Source organism: Streptomyces tanashiensis, assembly GCF_014648895.1.
In the GTDB taxonomy this organism is placed as follows: domain Bacteria; phylum Actinomycetota; class Actinomycetes; order Streptomycetales; family Streptomycetaceae; genus Streptomyces; species Streptomyces tanashiensis.
This window is the reverse complement of the sequence record NZ_BMRZ01000017.1, coordinates 57,559-75,714: the sequence shown is the minus strand read 5'-3', so window position 1 is coordinate 75,714 and position 18,156 is coordinate 57,559. Positions and strand designations below refer to the sequence as shown.

Sequence of the window (18,156 nt, the reverse complement as noted above, 5' to 3'; positions counted from 1 at the left end):
TCAGGCGGTCTCCGTGTCCGCCTCGACCGCCACCGCGCGCGCCCAGCGGTAGTCCGCCTTGCCGCTGGGGGAGCGCTGGATGCGGTCGGTGAGGACCAGCTGGCGGGGGACCTTGTAGCCCGCCAGCTGCTGCCGGCAGTGGGTCTGGACGGACTCCAGGTCCAGTGTTCCCGCCCCGTCCCTGAGCTGGACGACGGCGGCGACGTGGTTGCCCCAGCGGGCGTCGGGGACTCCGGCGACCAGCGCGTCGTACACGTCGGGGTGGGACTTCAGCGCCTGCTCCACCTCCTCCGGATAGACCTTCTCGCCACCGGTGTTGATGCACTGGGAGCCGCGGCCCAGGACGGTGACCACCCCGCTCTCGTCCACGGTGGCCATGTCGCCGAGGAGCACCCACCGCACCCCGTCCCGCTCGAAGAAGGTCTCGGCGGTCTTGGCCGGGTCGTTGTAGTAGCCGAGCGGCACGTGGCCGCGCTGGGCGAGGCGGCCGGTCTCTCCTGGTGCGACGGGGACCCGGGTCGCCGGGTCGACGACCTGGGTGCGCTCGTTGACGTGCAGCCGGAAGCCCTTGGCGGGGCCCGAGTCGTCGGTCGCGCGCCCGTTGGAACCGGACTCGGTGGAGCCGAAGTTGTTGAGGAGCAGGACGTTCGGCATGAGCTCCTGGAGCTGGGCCCGCACCGTCTCGGACATGATCGCCCCGGACGAGGAGAGGCTGAAGAGGGCGGAGAGGTCCGTGCCCCTGAGCGGGCCGCGCAGCGCGTCCACGAGCGGGCGCAGCATCGCGTCCCCGACCAGGGAGATGCTGGACACCTTCTCCTTCTCCAGGGTGCGCAGCACCTCCTCGGGCACGTACTTGCGGTGCAGGACGACCCGCTGCCCGTAGTTGAGGGCGATGAACGCCGTCAGCGTGGAGGTGCCGTGCATGAGGGGCGGCGCGGGGAAGAAGGTGATGCCGGCGCCGCCGGCCGCGACCCGCTCGGCCAGCTCCTCGGGGCGCTTGACGGGCTCGCCCGAGGGGTCGCCCCCGAAGAGCCCCGCGAAGAAGAGGTCCTCCTGGCGCCACAGGACGCCCTTGGGCATGCCGGTCGTGCCGCCGGTGTAGATGATGAAGAGGTCGTCGGGCGAGCGGGTTCCGAAGCCGCGCCCGGGCGAACCGGAGGCCTCCGCCTCCGTGAACGCGACGCAGTCGAGCGCCGGGCCGCCGGGGGTGTCCTCGGGCGGGGTCCCCACCCGCACGAGGTGCCGCAGCTTCTCCGTCTGCGGCAGCGCCGCCGCGACCCGGCCGGTGAACTCGGCGTCGAAGACGAGCGCGGCGAGATCCGCGTCCCGGTAGAGGTAGACCAACTCCTCTTCCACATAACGGTAGTTCACATTGACCGGCACGATCCGGGCCTTGAGGCAGGCCAGGACGGTCTGCAGGTACTCGACGCCGTTGTAGAGGTGGAGGCCGAGGTGCTCGCCGGGGCGGATGCCCGCGTCGATCAGGTGGTGCGCGAGCCGGTTGGCGGCGGCGTCGAGCTCGGCGTAGGTGAGCCGGCGCTCCGCGCCCGTGCCCGGATGGTCGACGTACACCAGCGCTTCGCGGTCGGGGACCACGTCGACGACCGATTCGAACAGGTCGGCAAGGTTGTACTCCACCGTTCCTCCTGACCCCGGCTCGCACTGGCTCTCATGGACGTGGCGGTCATTAGAGCGCCGACCGGTCGCCGGGGGAAGGGGGTGCGCAGAAGAATCTGACTGAGTGTCAGAAAACTATTGAACTGGACCCCCGGCTCCTGCAACCTGTTCCAGAACTGGAGACGGGAGACCCCCATGGGCGGCACCGAACACCTCAGCGTCCGGCGCGAAGGCGCCACGCTCGTCCTCACCTTGAACCGACCCGAGGCCAAGAACGCCCTCTCACTGCCGATGCTCGTCGGCCTGTACGACGGCTGGCTGGAGGCCGACGCCGACGACGGCGTCCGCTCCGTCGTCCTCACCGGCGCGGGCGGTGCCTTCTGCGCCGGCATGGACCTCAAGGCCCTGGCGGGGAAGGGCATGGAGGGCGAGCAGTACCGGGACCGGCTCAAGGCCGACCCCGACCTGCACTGGAAGGCGATGCTCCGCCACCACCGCCCCCGCAAGCCGGTCATCGCCGCCGTCGAGGGGTACTGCGTCGCCGGCGGCACCGAGATCCTCCAGGGCACCGACATCAGGGTCGCCGCGGCCTCCGCCACCTTCGGCCTCTTCGAGGTCCGGCGGGGCCTCTTCCCCATCGGGGGCTCCACCGTCCGCCTGCCCCGCCAGATCGCCCGCACCCACGCCCTCGAAATGCTCCTCACCGGCCGCCCGTACAGCGCCGGGGAAGCCGCCGCCATCGGCCTCGTCGGACGCGTGGTCCCCGACGGCACCGCCCTCGACGCCGCCCTCGACATCGCCGAACGCATCAACGCGTGCGGGCCGCTGGCCGTGGAGGCGGTGAAGGCGTCGGTGTACGAGACGGCCGAGATGACCGAGACGGAGGGGCTCGCCGCCGAGCTGAAGCGGGGGTGGCCGATCTTCGACACGGCGGACGCGAAGGAGGGGGCGAGGGCGTTCGCGGAGAAGCGGGCGCCGGTGTACCGGAGGGAGTGACTCGTTCCCCATCCCGCCCCGTCCCGTAACCGGGGGCTCCGCCCCCGGACCCCCGCGCCTCTAACGCCGACGGGGCTGAAGTCACCCCTCCCCGCCCCGCCCGCCGCACCCCAAGGAGCCGTCCCATGACAGCCGTCACCCCACCGCCGGAGGCCCTCCGCGCCCCCCTCGTCGTCGAGTTCCCCTTCACCCGCTCCCTCGGCCCCGTCCAGTCCGCCTTCCTCACCGGACTGCGCGAGCGCACCGTCCTCGGTGTGCGCACCGAGGCGGGTGAGGTGCTCGTCCCACCCGTCGAGTACGACCCCGCGACCGCCGCGGAGCTCCGCGAGCTCGTCGAGGTCGCCACCACCGGCACCGTCACCACCTGGGCCTGGAACCCCGAGCCCCGGCCCGGGCAGCCCCTCGCGACCCCCTTCGCCTGGGTCCTCGTCCGTCTCGACGGCGCCGACACCGCCCTCCTGCACGCCCTCGACGCCCCCGGCCCCGAAGCCGTCCGCACCGGTCTGCGGGTGCGGATCCGCTGGGCCGCCGAACGCGCCGGCGCCATCACGGACATCGCCTGCTTCGAACCGCACGAGAGCGCGCGGGAGCACGAACCGGCCCCGCACGACGGCCGGTTCGACGCACCGGTGACCGGCATCGTCGCCCCGGCCCGCCTCGACTACACGTACAGCCCCGGCCGCGCCCAGACCCGCTATCTGCACGCCCTCGGCGAGCGCCGCACCGTGGGCGAACGCTGCCCCTCCTGCGCCAAGGTGTACGTGCCGCCCCGCGGCGCCTGCCCCACCTGCGGCGTCGCCACCACCGACCAGGTCGAGGTCGGCCCCCGCGGCACCGTCACCACCTTCTGCATCGTCAACATCAAGGCGAAGAACCTCGACATCGAGGTCCCGTACGTCTACGCCCACATCGCCCTCGACGGCGCCGGGCTCGCCCTCCACGGCCGCATCGGCGGCATCCCCTACGACCAGGTCCGCATGGGCCTGCGCGTCGAACCCGTGTGGAGCGAGGACGGCCGCTACCCCGACCACTACCGGCCCACCGGCGAGCCCGACGCCGACTACGACACCTACAAGGAGCTGCTGTGAGGCCGGACCGAGAGGTGGCGATCGTCGCCTTCGCCCAGAGCGACCACCGGCGGCGCACCGACGACCTCTCCGAGGTCGAGATGGTGATGCCCGTGCTGCACGAGGTGCAGCGGCAGACCGGCCTGAAGGCCTCCGACATCGGATTCACCTGCTCCGGCTCCTCCGACTACCTGGCCGGGCGCGCCTTCTCCTTCACCATGGCCCTCGACGGCGTCGGCGCCTGGCCGCCGATCTCCGAGTCCCATGTCGAGACGGACGGCGCCTGGGCGCTCTACGAGGCGTGGGTGAAGCTGCTGACCGGCGAGGCCGACACGGCCCTCGTCTACTCCTACGGCAAGGCCTCGCCGGGCTCCGTCCGCGACGTCCTCACCCGCCAGCTCGACCCGTACTACCTCGCCCCGCTCTGGCCCGACTCGGTCGCCCTCGCCGCCCTCCAGGCCCAGGCCCTCGTCGACGCGGGCGACACCGACGAACCGGCCCTCGCCGCGATCGCCGCCCGCAGCAGGCAGGACGCGACGGCGAACCCCCACGCCCAGCTGCGCGGCGCCCGACCCCAGGGCGACTACACCGTCCAGCCCCTCCGCACGGGCGACTGCCCGCCCATCGGCGACGGCGCCGCCGCGGTGATCCTCGCGGTCGGCGACCGGGCCCGCGAGCTGTGCGAACGCCCCGCCTGGATCCGCGGCATGGACCACCGGATCGAGGCCCACTCGCTCGGCGTCCGCGACCTCACCGACTCGCCCTCCACCCGCCTCGCCGCCGAACGCGCCGGAGCCTTCGAACGGCCCGTCGACACCGCCGAACTCCACGCGCCCTTCACCTCCCAGGAGGTCGTCCTGCGCAAGGCCCTCGGCCTCGACGGAAGCGTGCGGGTCAACCCCTCCGGCGGCGCCCTCGCCGCCAACCCCGTCATGGCCGCGGGACTCATCCGGCTCGGCGAGGCCGCCGCCCGCATCCACCGCGGCGAGTCCGACCGCGCCCTCGCCCACGCGACCTCCGGCCCCTGCCTCCAGCAGAACCTGGTCGCCGTCCTGGAAGGAGAGAACCGTGCCTAAGGAGCCCGTCGCCGTCGTCGGCATCGGCCAGACCAAGCACGTAGCGGCCCGCAGGGACGTCTCCATCGCCGGACTCGTCCGCGAGGCCGCCCTCCGCGCCCTGGCGGACGCCGAACTGACCTGGGCGGACATCGACGCGGTCGTCATCGGCAAGGCCCCCGACTTCTTCGAGGGCGTCATGATGCCGGAGCTGTACCTCGCCGACGCGCTCGGCGCGGTCGGCAAGCCCATGCTCCGCGTGCACACGGCGGGATCGGTCGGCGGCTCCACCGCGCTGGTCGCCGCCAACCTGGTCGCCGCGCGCGTGCACCGGACCGTCCTCACCCTCGCCTTCGAGAAGCAGTCCGAGTCCAACGCCATGTGGGGCCTCTCCCTGCCCGTCCCCTTCCAGCAGCCGCTGCTCGCCGGCGCCGGAGGGTTCTTCGCCCCCCACGTCCGGGCCTACATGCGCCGCACCGGCGCACCCGACACGATCGGCTCCCTCGTCGCGTACAAGGACCGGCGCAACGCCCTCAAGAACCCCTACGCCCACCTCCACGAGCACGACCTCACCCTGGAGAAGGTCCAGGCCTCGCCGATGCTCTGGGACCCGATCCGCTACTCCGAGACCTGCCCCTCCTCGGACGGCGCCTGCGCCATGATCCTCACCGACCGCGCCGGCGCCGACCGCGCGCCGCGGCCGGCCGCCTGGGTGCACGGCGGGGCGATGCGCAGCGAACCCACCCTCTTCGCGGGCAAGGACTTCGTCTCCCCGCAGGCCGGACAGGACTGCGCCGCCGACGTCTACCGGCAGGCGGGCATCACCGACCCCCGGCGGGAGATCGACGCCGTCGAGATGTACGTGCCGTTCTCCTGGTACGAGCCGATGTGGCTGGAGAACCTGGGCTTCGCCGAGGAGGGCGAGGGCTGGAAGCTCACCGAGGCGGGGGCGACCGAACTCGACGGAGACCTGCCGGTCAACCCCTCGGGCGGGGTGCTGTCCACCAACCCCATCGGAGCCTCCGGGATGATCCGCTTCGCCGAGGCGGCCCTGCAGGTACGGGGGGACGCCGGCGAGCACCAGGTCGAGGGCGCGCGCCGGGCACTCGGCCACGCCTACGGAGGCGGCGCCCAGTTCTTCTCCATGTGGCTCGTGGGGGACACCCCGCCCGCCGGCTGAGCCGCAGGAGCGGGGGCGCCTACCCTGACCCCCATGAACGCGGAACGTGATCTGACCCGCCTGCTCGCCGGGATGCGCCCGGAGCTCGACCCCGGCCGCTATGTCTTCACCACGGTGGACGGCCCCGCCCCGGCCGGGGTCGCCCCCGTCGTCACCGTCACCGAACCCGAGGGCCTCACCCTCGTCGTACGGCAGGAGGAGGCGGACGCCGCCGGGCTCGCGTACGACTACGTGGCGGGGTGGATCACGCTCCGGGTGCACTCCGCGCTCGACGCCGTCGGACTCACGGCGGCCGTCGCCGGCGAGCTCGCGGCGGCGGGCATGAGCTGCAACGTCGTGGCCGGATTCCACCACGACCACCTCTTCGTCGAACACGACCGCGCAGATGAGGCGTTGGCCGTCCTGAGCCGGCTCTCGCACCGGTCGGCCGGCTTGGCCGAATGACGGTCCCCGACGGCCCCGCCCGGCGTACGCTGGGGCCTTCGCGGGGCCACTCGCCCGGTCCTCCCGATCATGCGCCGGGCGTGCGCCCTCGGTGTGGGGGTGGAACGTGGCACGACAGGGTGACCGGCCGACCCGTCGGGGATTCGGCCTGTTCGAACGCGAAGCGGCGCTCGACGCGGCCGAGGACGCTCTCGACCTCCTGACCGGCCTGGCCGACCGGCCGGCCTGGCCCGAGCGGATGCCCACTCCGACCCGGCCCGACCGTGCCCCGGCTCAGGGCCGGCCCGACCGGACGCCGGCTCAGGGCCGGTTCGAGCGCGCCCCGGCTCCCGACCGTGCCCCGGCTCCGGACCGGCCCGAACGTGCCCCGGCTCCGAGCAGCCGGCCCGAGCGGGATCCCGCGTCCCACCGGCCCGAGCGGGTCCCCCGGCCCCGCGAGGCCACGAGCCCGTATCTCGTCGTGGTCCCGGACCCGGCCGTGCCCGGACCCCGCGCGCGCGGGGAAGCCGAAGCCTTCGACGGACAGGGGACCGGCTTCCCCGACGCCACCGGCTTCCCCGACACCACCGACGCCCCCGACACCCCCGGTCGCCCCCGCGCCGCCGCCCGGCGCGGCGGCGTCCTCGCCTACGCCGCGCCCGCCGGGCTCGGCAAGACGACCCTGCTCGCCGAGATCCGCCGCCGCGCCGCCGCCCGCGGCTGCACCGTGCTCTCGGCGCGCGGCGGAGACCAGGAGCAGCGGGTCGCCTTCCACGTCGCCCGGCAGCTCCTCCAGCCGCAGCTGGCCCAGGCCTCCGACACCGAACTGCGCGAACGCCTCGGCTCCTGGTACGACATCGTCGGCCCCGCGCTGGGACTGCGCGCCGCCGGCGAGGGCTCGCCGCCCGACCCGCAGGGCCTGCGCGACGGACTCGACTGGGTCCTCACCCATCTCGCCGTGCGCCGCGACCCGCTCGTCGTCGTCCTCGACGACGTCCACTGGGCCGACCCGGAGTCCCTCGGCTGGCTCGCCGCCTTCGCGCCGCGCGCCGAGGAACTGCCCATGCTCCTCGTCGCCGCCTACCGCCCCGACGAACTGCCCGACGAGGGGCGGGAGTTCACCGGTCTCCGCTCCGGGCAGCGGCCCCACGGCCTTGCCCCGCTCACCTCCGCCGCCGTCGCGCACCTCGTCCGCGACCACGTCGGCGCCCACGCCGACGACACCTTCTGCCGCGACTTCTGGACCGTCACCTCCGGCAACCCCTTCGAAGCCGTCGAACTCGCCGCCAAGGTCCGTGACCGCGGCCTCGAACCGACCGCACGCGGCGCCCGCGAACTGCGCGACCTCGCCGCCGCCCTCAAGGGCAGCGGCCTCGTCGCCCGTCTCGAACGCCTCGGCACCGCCACCGTCCGCCTCGCCTGGGCCTGCGCCGTCCTCGGCACCGAGATCTCCCCGCAGCTCGCCGGGGCCGTCGCGGGGCTCGGCGGCGAGGCGGTCGCCGACAGCGCCGCGCGCCTGCGCGAGGCCCGCGTCCTCGCCGAGGCCGAAGGGCCGGACGAACCGCTGGAGTTCGTCCACCCCCTCATCGCCACCACCGTCTACCGGTCCATCCCCGCGGCCACCCGCGTCGCCCTGCACGGCCAGGCCGCCTGGTGCGTCGTCGACGCCGGACTCGGCCCCGCCGCGGCCGCCCGCCACCTCCTGGAGACCCACCCCGAGGGCGACCCGTGGGTGGTCCACCAACTGCGCGCCGCCGCCGGGGAGAACCTCCGCGCCGGAGCCCCCGACGCGGCCCGCCGCTGCCTCGCCCGCGCCCTGCGCGAACCGCCCGCCGCGGACGACCGGGCCGCCGTCCTCTTCGAACTCGGATGCTCGTCCCTCCTCACCGAACCCGCCACCACCGTCAACCATCTGCGCGCGGCCCTGGAGGAACCCGTCGCCGACCCGGCGCTCCGCCACGGCATCGTCTACCGCCTCTCCCAGGTCCTCGCCCACAGCGACCGGCTCGTCGAGGCCTCCGAGCTGCTCGGCCGCGAGGCCGGCCGCACCACCGACGCCCGCGGCCGGCTGCGGATGCAGGCCGAGAAGTTCATGTGGGACGCGTTCCGCGCCGACGAACCCGAGTCACCCGCCCGCTCCCGCCGCCTCGCCGCCCTCGCCGACCGGCTCACCGGACGCGATCTCACCGAGCGCTATGTCATCGGCCTGCGCGCCTGGGACGCCACCCTCCGCGCCGAACCCTCCGCCGTCGCCCTCCACCACGCCGAGCGCGCCCTCGAAGGCGGCCTGAGCTGGGCCGACGAGAGCCGGGGCTTCGAGGTCCCGGTCCTCACGGCCCTCACCTTCCTCTACGCCGACCGCCCCGGCCGCGCCGAGGAGCTCTTCGCCGCCGGAACCGCCGAGTTCGAGCGCCAGGGCTGGCGCGGGGCCCACCTCTCCTTCGCGTACACCCTCCTCGGATACATCCGCCACCGGCGCGGGCGCCTCGTCGAGGCCGAGGACTTCGTCCGTGCCGGCCTGCGTCTCGCCGAACGCGTCGGACCCCGCACCCCCGCCCAGTGGTACGCGGTCGGCGTCCTGATCGAGGTCCTCCTCGCCCGGGGCCGCACCGAGGAGGCGGCCGCCGAGCTCGCCGCCGTGGGCCGCCGCCTCGACCCGCGCGGCATGCGCAACCCCGCCTGGTGCCCCTGGCAGCTCCACCTCGCTCTCGCCGAGGCCGCCACCACTCCCGAGCGGGCCCGCCGCACCGCCGAGGACGCCGTCGCCCGCGCCCGGCAGTACGGTGCGCCCTCCGCGATCGGACAGGCGCTCCGGGTGACCGCCGAGGTCTCCGAGCCCTCCGCGCGCGTGAAGCTCCTGGAGGAGTCCGTCGACCTGCTCGACCAGTCGCCCGCCGCGTACGAGCTGGCCCGCTCCCTCGTCGCCCTCGGCACCGCCCTGCGCCGCACCGAACGCGCCGGGGAGGCCGCCGAGCACCTCTACCGGGGTCTGGAGACCGCCCAGGACTGCGGCGCCGACGGCCTCGTCGACGAGGCGCGGGCCGAGCTCGCCGCGGCCGGGCTCCGTCCCCGGGCGCTCCACACCGCCGGGACGGACACGCTCACCGCCCGTGAGCGGACGGCCGCCGAGCTCACGGTCCGCGACCGGGACGCGGCCGGCGTCCTCGGCGTCGACGCGACCACCCTCGGCAGGCTCCTGTCGTCCGTCTACCGCAAGCTCGGGACCGACCGCTCGGGCCTCGCCCAGGCCCTGCGGACGATCGACGGCCCCGGCGGCCAGGGCTGACGGGAGGCGGCCGCCCGGCGCGTCGCGTCGCGCGCCGGGGCACGTACCATGGCCGTATGTCCTTCCTCCGCCGCCGCAGCGCCGCCACACCCGCGGGCCCGGACTTCGACGTCCTGGCCATGGATCCCGGGGACTGGCCCGGCAATCTCGGCGCCGGTCTGCTGCCCGCACCCGACGGCTCCTGCCAGGGCGTGTTCCTCCGCTACGACCTGTTCGGCGGCCGCGGACCCGCGATGATCATCGGCAACCTCCCGGAGGGCTCCCCGGCGCGCGAGCTCGCCGACGGCCAGATCCCCTTCGAGGTGGCGCAGCTCCTCGCCGCCCTGGAGAACGACGAGCCGGTCGAGGTCCTCGACACCGAGGACGTCCCCGTCATGCAGGGCGACAACCTCCTCATCGTGCGCCGTCTCAAGCTCTCCGAGAGCCGCATCTCCTGCGTCCAGTTCGACCGCAGCGACAACGTCCTCGTGACGATCGCCAGTTGGGACCGGCCGATCACCGACGACCTGTACGCGCTGCTCAAGCCGCTGCCCGCCGAGCTGTTCCAGCAGGGCTGACGGGGGAGCGGGGGCCGATGAGCGCGCGCGTCGACGCCTGGATCTGGGCGGTCCGTCTGACCAAGACCCGCTCGCAGGCCGCGGCCGCCTGCCGGGCCGGCCACGTCAAGGTCAACGGCGAGCGGGTCAAGCCCGCCCAGGCCGTGAAGCCCGGTGACGAGGTCCGGATCCTCCACGGCGGACGGGAGCGGATCGTCGAGGTCAAGGAGCTCCACATCAAGCGGGTCGGTCCGCCCGTGGCCGCCGAGGCGTACGTGGACAACAGTCCGCCCCCGCCGCCGCGCGAGCACGTCGCCGTCGCCGCCGTGCGCGACCGGGGTGCGGGGCGTCCCACCAAGCGCGAGCGCCGCGAGATCGACGAACTGCGAGGCCGCCGCCCCTGACCGGCACCGAAGGCCTCCGGGAGCACCCGGAGGCCTTCGCCCTCCCTCAGCGCGGCCCCGCGCCGAGCAGCTCGGAGATCCGTGCCGCCGAGGTGCCGATACCCCTCGGCCCGCCCCGCAGCAGGGCGCTGCCGCTGCCCGCCCGGACGTCCTCCGCACCGTAACGCCGCACCGTGCGGTGCCAGTTGAGGACGCCGGCGAGCCAGTCCTCAAGCCCCCGCAGGTACGCCTCGAAGGCCTCCCGTCCCGCCGCGTCGAGCCCGAAGTCCGCGTAGAGCAGCGGGACCTCACGCTGCTTCAGGTTCTCGTACTGACGCAGCCGGCCCCGCATCAGATCGTCGACCATCGACACGGCGGTCGGGTAGTCGCAGTCGAAGAACGTCTGCAGCACGAGAACGCCGTTGTGCACCTCGCCCTCGACCTCGATCTCCTTCTGGTACGAGAACAGGTCGTTGACGAGCGCCCCGTAGTCCATCACCGCGTTCTCCAGGCTGCGCACCGTGCCCGAGCGGAAGATCTCCGGCGGCAGCGCAGCCTCCTGCCGCAGCCGGCACAGCAGCGTGGTGAGTTCGGAGCCGAAGGTGCTGCGGCGCATCTCGATGTAGTCGACCGGGTCGGGCACCCGGTGCTGCACCACGTTGTGCATCTCCCAGAGCCAGCTGTCGAGCATCACGTCCAGCGAGGCCCGCAGCTCCGCGCGCACCGCGGGCGTCATCGGCGCGGCGGTCCGCACCCAGACGTCGGCGAGCGCACGCTCCAGCGGGTTCACCGCGAACGCCGCGCCCGCCGCCGGCTCGTCGAGCGGCATGCAGGCCTTGAGCCGGTCGGTCTGCTCCTTCGCGGCGGCCAGACCGCCCGTCCGCCCGAAGACCGCCGGATAGTAGTCGTCCGCGTACGTTCCCCAGGTCAGCCAGTCGGCGCTGACCTTCAGTTCCTCGGCGGGGGCGTCCGGATCGAGGCCCGCCGCGCACAGCGCGAGGTCGAAGCCGACCGCCATCGACCGGTCCCACAGATCGTCGAGGAGCCCCATCCGCTCGGCCCAGTCGACCGTGTGCCGCGCCGCCTCCTGGTGGTGGGGGTTGATGGTGAGCGGGTACGGCAGATCGAACTCGGGCAGCAGCGACGGCCCCACGTGCTGGTGCGGCGCGTGCGTGAACGCCCGGTGCCGGGCGGCCGCGGGCCGCCCGAAGAGGGTCCGGATGTCGAGCGCGGAGGTGCCGATGATCCCGTCCAGGTGCGAAGGCCCGCCGACCATGCCCTCGTTCATGTACCGGCTGGAGCGCATGTGCCACTCGTGGCCGCCGGACTGCCAGTCCTGGAGACCCTTCGCGTACGCCGCCACGGCCGCGCACTCCTGAGGGGTGAGGCCCTTCTCGGCGGCGAGCAGCGGCACTTCGGTCAAAGCCGTGTTCTCGAACTGCTGGACCCGCGAGGTCAGCAGGTCGTTGACGGCGTTCGCCGCCTCCTGGGTCGTGCAGCCGAGGAACCGCTCCAGGACCAGGACGCCGTTGCTGTTCTCGCCCTCGTCCTCCACCTCGCGCTGGTACGAGAAGAGGTCGTTGCGCAGGTGCACGGCGTCCGAGAAGGCGTCCCTGAGCACGCGCAGCGGCCGCGACCAGGCCACCTGCCCGGGGACCTCGGCCCCCGCCGCGTACTCGACGAGCCCGGCCGACCAGGGCGCGCCGCCCACCTTGCGGCGCATCTCGATGTACTCCAGGGGGTTGGCGACCCGTCCCTCGTTGATGTTGTCGAGCTCCCACAGCGACTCGTACAGCAGGTGCTCCGTCGCCTCCGCGAACCGCACCCGCCAGCCCTCGGACATCGAGGGGACGGTCCGCCGCCAGAGGTCCGCGAGACCCGCCTCGACGGGGTTGGTCGGCTCGGGCATGCCCGCCGCCGGGTCCGCCGGCATGAAGAGCGGCAGCCGGTCCAGATAGGCCTTGCTGCCCGCACGGTCCTGGGTGCGCTTGAAGACCTCCAGGAAGTGGTCGTCGAAGAAGAAGACCCACGTGTACCAGTCGGTGACGAGGTTCAGGACCCCCTCGTCGCAGTCCGGGTGCGTGTACGCGCAGAGCAGCGCGTAGTCGTGGGAGTCGAGGTCGTGCTCCTCCCAGACTCCCGAGCCCTCCAGCATCCCCATCTCCCGCGCCCAGTCACGCGTGTGCGTGCGGGCGGCCTCCACATGGGGATTGAGCCGTGCCGGATACGGGACATAGAAATCCGGCATAACGAAGGGCTGAGGCATGTGCTGGGGGGCCTTCCGGTGAGCTGGGTCGGTGACCGGCCCAGCCTTACCCGTCGCCCGTACGGCGCACGCGATCTCCCGAATAGTCGTATGAACGCCGGAAGGGTGGTGCCGGACCCCACGTCCGGCACCACCCCGCACCTTTCGGCCGGTCCGTCCTCAGGCCCGGGAAACCCGCACGTCAGCCGCCTTCACGAAGGCGACCCGGTGGCCGAACTGGATCTGGTAGTACTCCTCCTGGCCCCGGACGACCGTGTGGCCGCTCGGATCGAACACCGGCGCGAAGTAGTACTCGCCGGGGGTGCGCCCGCCCACCACGTACCGCTGGCCCGCGAGCAGCTTGTACGGCAGCGGCGACACCGACTGCACCGGCACACCCGCCGGATAGGCCGAGGCCTCCGGATACGCCCGCCCGTACACCGGCACCTCCGCGAGACCCTCCCGGGGCGTCAGGACGAGACCCCGCGCGTTCACCGCGGTCGGCTCCTTCACCGGGTTCGAGAACCACGCCTTCTGCCCGAGGTACCAGACCGCCGTCCAGTCCCCCCGGCGCTCCGCCACCGCGAAGCTCTGTCCGGTCGAGGCCCGCGCCCCGGTGTCGTTGACCCCGGTCGTGGAGTCCTGCCCGCCCGGCCGCAGGCCGATGTCCTTCACCAGGGGCGCGTCGGCGCTCGGGGCGGTGTGCAGGCGCACCGCCCCGCTGCCGTGCGGCACACACGCCTGCCCCGCCGTCACACAGCCCGTGTAGACCGGCTGGTGGGAGCTGTAGTCGGGCCGGACCGTCACCACGCCCGCGTGCGGACCGGCGCTCGGGGTGATCGGACGGCCGAGCAGCCGGAAGTAGTGCGCCCAGTCCCAGTACGGGCCGGGGTCGGTGTGCATGTTCTTGATCGTGGACGCCACCGTGCCCGGCACGTTGTCGTGGCCCAGGATGTGCTGCCGGTCCAGCGGGATGCCGTACCGGCCGGCGAGGTACCGCACCAGGCGCGCCGACGTCCGGTACATCGCCTCCGTGTACCAGGAGTCCGGCGAGGTCAGGAAGCCCTCGTGCTCCAGCCCCACCGACTTGGCGTTCACGAACCAGTTGCCCGCGTGCCAGGCCACGTCCTTCAGCGGCACGTGCTGGGCGATGTGCCCGTCGGAGGACCGCAGCGAGTACTGCCAGGACACGTACGTCGGATCCTGCACCAGCTTCAGGGTGGTGTTCCAGTCGGCCTCGGTGTCATGGATCACGATGTAGTCGATCGACTGGGATGCGGGCCGGTTCGCCTTGTCGTGGTTGCCGTAGTCGCCGTCGCCGAACTCCTCGTACGGCGCCGGGACCCACTCGCAGGCCACGGAGGCCGGGCACTCCACGGGCCCGGCGGCGGGCCGGCGCAGCCCCAGATCCGCCACCTGACCGGTGGCGGGCGCGACCGCCGGGGCGGCCGTGAGCGTCACCACCTGCCCGCTGTCCGTCGTCCGGGTCTCCCCGGTCCGGATCACGTCGAACACGTCGTCCGCGTACGTCGCCGCCGTCGCGGAGTCGTCCGCGCCGGAGTACCGCGCCACCGCCCCGTACCAGTCGGCCGGGTCCGCGCTCGCCGGAAGCCCGGCCTCCCGCTGCGCCGCCGCGAGCAGCGCCGCCCCGCCCTCGATGTTCGCCGCAGGCACGGTGCGCAGCTCCTCGGCCGGGATCCCGGACAGCGCGGACGCACGCTCCAGCGTCCGCAGGCGCTCGGGCGGCTCGGCGGGCGCCGGCACCGGGGCGTCGCCGCCCGTGCGGACCGGGCGCGAGGAGTCGCCGCGGGCGTCCTCCTCGCCCTCGGAGTGGTGCGGGGCGGTCCGGGCCAGCGCCGTCACCGCGTCCGTCAGGTGCATCGGCCCGTAGCCGCCGGTCACACTCGGCGCCCCGCCGTGGGTGTCCCACCGCGACTGCAGGTAGGAGACGGCGAGCAGCACGCTCACGGGCACGCCCTGACGCTCGGCCGCCCGAGCGAACTGCCCTTGCAGGACACCCGCCTCGGGCACGTCGGCGCCGGCGGGCGGGGCGGCGGACAGCAGGGGAAGCAGCAGGGCGACGGACGCCAGGGCGCCCACCGCCCCCGGCACTCGGATCGGTGACGGACGTCTGCGCGACGCGGGACGGAGCAAGGCAGCCTCCAGAGGCAGGGGGTGACACGGGGGCGTGCGGGGCCGAACCCGTACAGGGGTATCGGCTCCCGGACGTCCCGTCAATCACGCCTGCGCAAAAGGAAGTTCCCACGTCAGGGCGGGAATGGAGGCCATTCGGCGGAGTTTCGCGGAGACGGGTCCCGGGCCTGGGACGCGTCACTGGAGTGGACCATTGAAGGTCTCTCGGGAACGATCCGGCCCGCACGAGCCAGGTCGGGAAAGATCTGGCTCGGACAAGCCGGCGCGCCGTGTCCCGGTGTGTCGGCACCGGGCTCACGGCGCACCGCCCCCGTGTGGTCGGTCGGACCCCGCCCCTTCAGCGCGTCCCGACCGCCGCGCGCACGGCCCGCCGTGCCATGGCGCAGTCGTCGTGCAGCCGCCTCAGCAGCAGCCGCTGTTCCTCGCCGGGCGCGAGCGCCCCCGAGGGCACCGGCACGGACCCGGCCGGCGGAGCCTCCTTCATGGTGCGCTGCACCGCCGTCTCGTAGGTACGGATCTCCCGCGTCAGCACGATCATCAGGTTCACCAGGAAGGCGTCCCGGGAGGCCGGCCCCGCCTGCTGGGCGAGCTGACTGATCTGGCGCCGGGCCAGCGGCGCGTCACCGAGCACCGCCCACAGGGTCGCCAGGTCGTAGCCGGGCAGGTACCAGCCCGCGTGCTCCCAGTCGACGAGGACCGGTCCGGCGGGGGAGAGCAGGATGTTGGAGAGCAGGGCGTCCCCGTGACAGAACTGGCCCATGCCCTGACGGCCGCCCGCGTGCGCCAGACCGTGCAGCAGCTTCTGCAGGTCGTCCCGGTCCCGGTCCGTGAACAGCCCGAGCTCGTGGTAGCGCGCGATCCGGGCGCCGTAGTCCAGCGGGGCGTCGAAGGTACCGGCCGGCGGCCGCCAGGCGTTGAGCCGCGCGATCGCACCGAGCGCGGCCCGCACGTCCGCCCGGGGCGGAGCCTCGACGGGGTGGCGCGACAGTGCCGCCGCCCGCCCGGGCATCCGCTCGATCACCAGCGTGCAGTTCTCCGGATCCGCGGCGATCAGCCGCGGCGCCCGCACCGGAGGACGGTGACGGACGAAGGAGCGGTAGGAAGCTATCTCGTGCCTGAACCGCTCGACCCACGCGGGGGAGTGGTCCAGTAAACACTTCGCGACCGCCGTGGTCCGCCCGGTCGTCCCGACGATGAGTACGGAACGGCCGCTGCGCCGCAGCACCTGCACCGGGTTGAACTCCGGGCAGATGCGGTGGACCGACGCGATCGCCATCTTCAGCTGCGCCCCCTGGGGGCCGGACAGATCGATCCTCCCGCTGACCGGCTGGGTACCGGTGCCACCCGTCCAGCGCCTCGGCCTGACGGCCTGGGGCGCGGGGGCGAGGTACGGTCCGGCGCCTGCCGGGACGATGCGGTGCTGCGGCCGGGGCGGTGCGGACACGGAGGACGATGCTGTGTACATGGAGGACAGATCCCTTCGTGTGCCGACGAGTTGCGTGCGTCGCCCCGCCCGCCCCCCGGTCCGCACCCTGGGGAATGAGGGCCGGTCGGCGGGGCGGGGTGGCGCGTTCCTACCTGACACCCGGGCGCGGGTGGCGGAACATCTCGCGCACCCTGGCGAAGGCTGGCGAATTGTCGCCAGGCCTATGACAGGGGGCTAGATTCAACTCAGCCGAGAACCTGGGGGCTTAGACGTGACCGGACAAACCAACACCCGCCTGGCAGACCTGTTCGGCCTGGCCGGCTGGTCCAAGGGCGAACTCGCGAGACTCGTCAACCGGCAGGCGGCGGCCATGGGCCACCCCCAGCTGGCGACGGACACCTCGCGGGTGCGGCGGTGGATCGACCGGGGCGAGACCCCGCGCGATCCCGTCCCCCGGGTGCTGGCAGCACTGTTCACCGAGCGACTCGGCCGTGTCGTGACCATCGAGGACCTCGGGTTCGTACGACACGGGCGCGCCGGAAAGAAGCAGGACGTCAGGAAGACGGAGAACCCTGACGGGCTGCCCTGGGCACCCGATCGTACGGCGGCGGTCCTCACCGAATTCACGGGAATGGACCTCATGCTCAACCGACGCGGCCTGGTGGGCGCGGGTGCCGCGCTTGCCGCCGGCTCCGTACTCAGCAACGCCATGCACGACTGGCTGCAGACCGACCCCGCACGCAAGGGCGTCCCTCCGCAGGCCACCGATCCCCTCCACGCCGACCCCGCTGGGTTCGACCGCTACGAGGCCGCCCCCATCGGGTCGGAGGAGATCGAGGCCCTGGAGCACTCGGTGGAGGTGTTCCGCGCCTGGGACGCCTCCCGGGGCGGCGGTCTCCAGCGCAAGGCGGTCGTGGGCCAGCTCAACGAGGTGGGCGGCATGCTCGCCTACCGGCACGCCGACCACCTCCAGCGACGCCTGTGGGGCGTGGCCGCCAACCTGGCGGTCCTCGCGGGCTGGATGTCCCACGACGTCGGTCTCGAACCGACGGCGCAGAAGTACTTCGTCATCGCCGCCCACGCGGCGCGCGAGGGCGGTGACCGGCCCAGGGCCGGCGAGGCGCTCTCCCGGGCCGCCCGCCAGATGGTGCACCTGGGCCGCCCCGACGACGCCCTCGACCTCATGAAGCTCGCCAAGGAGGGATCGGGCGAGCGGGTGCTGCCCCGTACCCAGGCCATGTTCCACACCATCGAGGCCTGGGCGCAGGCGTCGATGGGCCGGGGGCAGGCGATGCGGCGGACCCTCGGCGAGGCCGAGGAACTGTTCGTGTCCGACCGGCAGGACGAGAAGCCGAGCTGGATGCAGAACTTCGACGAGGCCGACATGCACGGCATGCAGGCCCTCGCCTACCGCACCCTCGCCGAGCACGACCCGGCGGCGGCGGTCCCCGCGCAGCGCCACGCCAAGCTGGCCCTGGAACTGCGGCGCGGCGGGCACGACCGGTCGAAGCTCTTCGACCACATCTCGCTCGCCTCGGCCTGCTTCATCGCGGACGATCCGGAACAGGCCGACCGGTACGCCCGGCTCGCCCTGATGTCCATGGGGGACACCTCGTCCCACCGGACCTGGGACCGGCTGCGGGAGATGTACCGGCTCACTGGGCAGTACGCGGGCTACTCGAGGATCGAGAACCTGCGCGAGGAGATCGAGCTGGCCCTGCCCAGGTCCCCCGTCAACCGCCCCAGGACCGGACAGGCCTGAGCCTCCCCGTCCTGCGGGACGCGGGG

At 73.5% G+C, this 18,156-nt stretch carries 13 protein-coding genes; 9 read left to right on the top strand and 4 right to left on the bottom strand.

The window, feature by feature from the left end; all coding sequences use genetic code 11:
• Positions 1 to 1,638: an acyl-CoA synthetase gene (locus IE237_RS33275; RefSeq protein ID WP_189805886.1), complete on the bottom strand. Its 1,638-nt coding sequence runs from the start codon at positions 1,636 to 1,638 to the stop codon at positions 1 to 3.
• Positions 1,639 to 1,812: 174 nt separating this feature from the next.
• Between IE237_RS33275 and IE237_RS33270 the strand changes: the two genes are divergently transcribed.
• The 8 genes from IE237_RS33270 (at position 1,813) to IE237_RS33235 (ending at position 10,564) form a co-directional block, all read left to right on the top strand.
• Positions 1,813 to 2,613 (top strand): crotonase/enoyl-CoA hydratase family protein, encoded by an 801-nt coding sequence (locus IE237_RS33270; RefSeq protein ID WP_189805885.1) that lies wholly within the window; start codon positions 1,813 to 1,815, stop codon positions 2,611 to 2,613.
• 125 nt (positions 2,614 to 2,738) lie between these two features.
• Positions 2,739 to 3,701 carry a Zn-ribbon domain-containing OB-fold protein gene (locus IE237_RS33265; RefSeq protein WP_189805884.1) on the top strand — a complete coding sequence of 321 codons (963 nt, stop codon included), beginning with the start codon at positions 2,739 to 2,741 and terminating at the stop codon, positions 3,699 to 3,701.
• A complete protein-coding gene (locus IE237_RS33260) occupies positions 3,698 to 4,756 on the top strand; it encodes a thiolase family protein (RefSeq protein ID WP_189805883.1) in 1,059 nt (352 codons plus the stop codon). Before IE237_RS33265 ends, IE237_RS33260 begins: the two co-directional genes overlap by 4 nt.
• Positions 4,749 to 5,915: a thiolase family protein gene (locus IE237_RS33255; protein ID WP_189805882.1), complete on the top strand. Its 1,167-nt coding sequence runs from the start codon at positions 4,749 to 4,751 to the stop codon at positions 5,913 to 5,915. The genes IE237_RS33260 and IE237_RS33255 overlap by 8 nt, the downstream gene beginning before the upstream one ends.
• Before the next feature lie 33 nt (positions 5,916 to 5,948).
• On the top strand, positions 5,949 to 6,359 hold the full coding sequence (locus IE237_RS33250; protein ID WP_189805881.1) for an ACT domain-containing protein: 411 nt from the start codon (positions 5,949 to 5,951) through the stop codon (positions 6,357 to 6,359).
• A 106-nt stretch (positions 6,360 to 6,465) separates the two neighbouring features.
• Complete coding sequence (locus tag IE237_RS33245; RefSeq protein WP_229843250.1) at positions 6,466 to 9,624, top strand: ATP-binding protein; 3,159 nt, start codon at positions 6,466 to 6,468, stop codon at positions 9,622 to 9,624.
• A 56-nt stretch (positions 9,625 to 9,680) separates the two neighbouring features.
• Positions 9,681 to 10,181, top strand: coding sequence for a hypothetical protein (locus IE237_RS33240; protein WP_024757478.1), 501 nt, complete (start codon positions 9,681 to 9,683; stop codon positions 10,179 to 10,181).
• Positions 10,182 to 10,198: 17 nt separating this feature from the next.
• Positions 10,199 to 10,564 carry an RNA-binding S4 domain-containing protein gene (locus IE237_RS33235; RefSeq protein ID WP_189805880.1) on the top strand — a complete coding sequence of 122 codons (366 nt, stop codon included), beginning with the start codon at positions 10,199 to 10,201 and terminating at the stop codon, positions 10,562 to 10,564.
• Between the two features lie 46 nt (positions 10,565 to 10,610).
• On the opposite strand, the gene IE237_RS33230 is transcribed toward IE237_RS33235, so the two are convergent.
• From IE237_RS33230 to IE237_RS33220, 3 genes are all read right to left on the bottom strand, one after another.
• Positions 10,611 to 12,809 carry a terpene synthase family protein gene (locus IE237_RS33230; RefSeq protein WP_189805879.1) on the bottom strand — a complete coding sequence of 733 codons (2,199 nt, stop codon included), beginning with the start codon at positions 12,807 to 12,809 and terminating at the stop codon, positions 10,611 to 10,613.
• A gap of 159 nt (positions 12,810 to 12,968) precedes the next feature.
• Positions 12,969 to 14,888 carry an N-acetylmuramoyl-L-alanine amidase gene (locus IE237_RS33225; RefSeq protein ID WP_189805878.1) on the bottom strand — a complete coding sequence of 640 codons (1,920 nt, stop codon included), beginning with the start codon at positions 14,886 to 14,888 and terminating at the stop codon, positions 12,969 to 12,971.
• A 391-nt stretch (positions 14,889 to 15,279) separates the two neighbouring features.
• Entirely contained in the window at positions 15,280 to 16,407 is a 1,128-nt protein-coding gene (locus IE237_RS33220; protein ID WP_189805877.1) for an aminoglycoside phosphotransferase family protein, read from the bottom strand.
• A 232-nt stretch (positions 16,408 to 16,639) separates the two neighbouring features.
• Here IE237_RS33220 and IE237_RS33215 point away from each other — a divergent pair, with 232 nt between their 5' ends.
• Positions 16,640 to 18,130: a DNA-binding protein NsdB gene (locus IE237_RS33215; RefSeq protein WP_189805876.1), complete on the top strand. Its 1,491-nt coding sequence runs from the start codon at positions 16,640 to 16,642 to the stop codon at positions 18,128 to 18,130.
• Positions 18,131 to 18,156: the final 26 nt, after the last annotated feature.

Excerpts from the sequence above, each read along its gene's own strand:
- IE237_RS33270 (WP_189805885.1), top strand. The coding sequence starts at position 1,813 with ATGGGCGGCACCGAACACCTCAGCGTCCGGCGCGAAGGCGCCACGCTC.
- IE237_RS33265 (WP_189805884.1), top strand. The coding sequence starts at position 2,739 with ATGACAGCCGTCACCCCACCGCCGGAGGCCCTCCGCGCCCCCCTCGTC.
- IE237_RS33250 (WP_189805881.1), top strand. The coding sequence starts at position 5,949 with ATGAACGCGGAACGTGATCTGACCCGCCTGCTCGCCGGGATGCGCCCG.
- IE237_RS33240 (WP_024757478.1), top strand. The coding sequence starts at position 9,681 with ATGTCCTTCCTCCGCCGCCGCAGCGCCGCCACACCCGCGGGCCCGGAC.
- IE237_RS33235 (WP_189805880.1), top strand. The coding sequence starts at position 10,199 with ATGAGCGCGCGCGTCGACGCCTGGATCTGGGCGGTCCGTCTGACCAAG.
- IE237_RS33230 (WP_189805879.1), bottom strand. The coding sequence starts at position 12,809 with ATGCCTCAGCCCTTCGTTATGCCGGATTTCTATGTCCCGTATCCGGCA.
- IE237_RS33220 (WP_189805877.1), bottom strand. The coding sequence starts at position 16,407 with ATGTACACAGCATCGTCCTCCGTGTCCGCACCGCCCCGGCCGCAGCAC.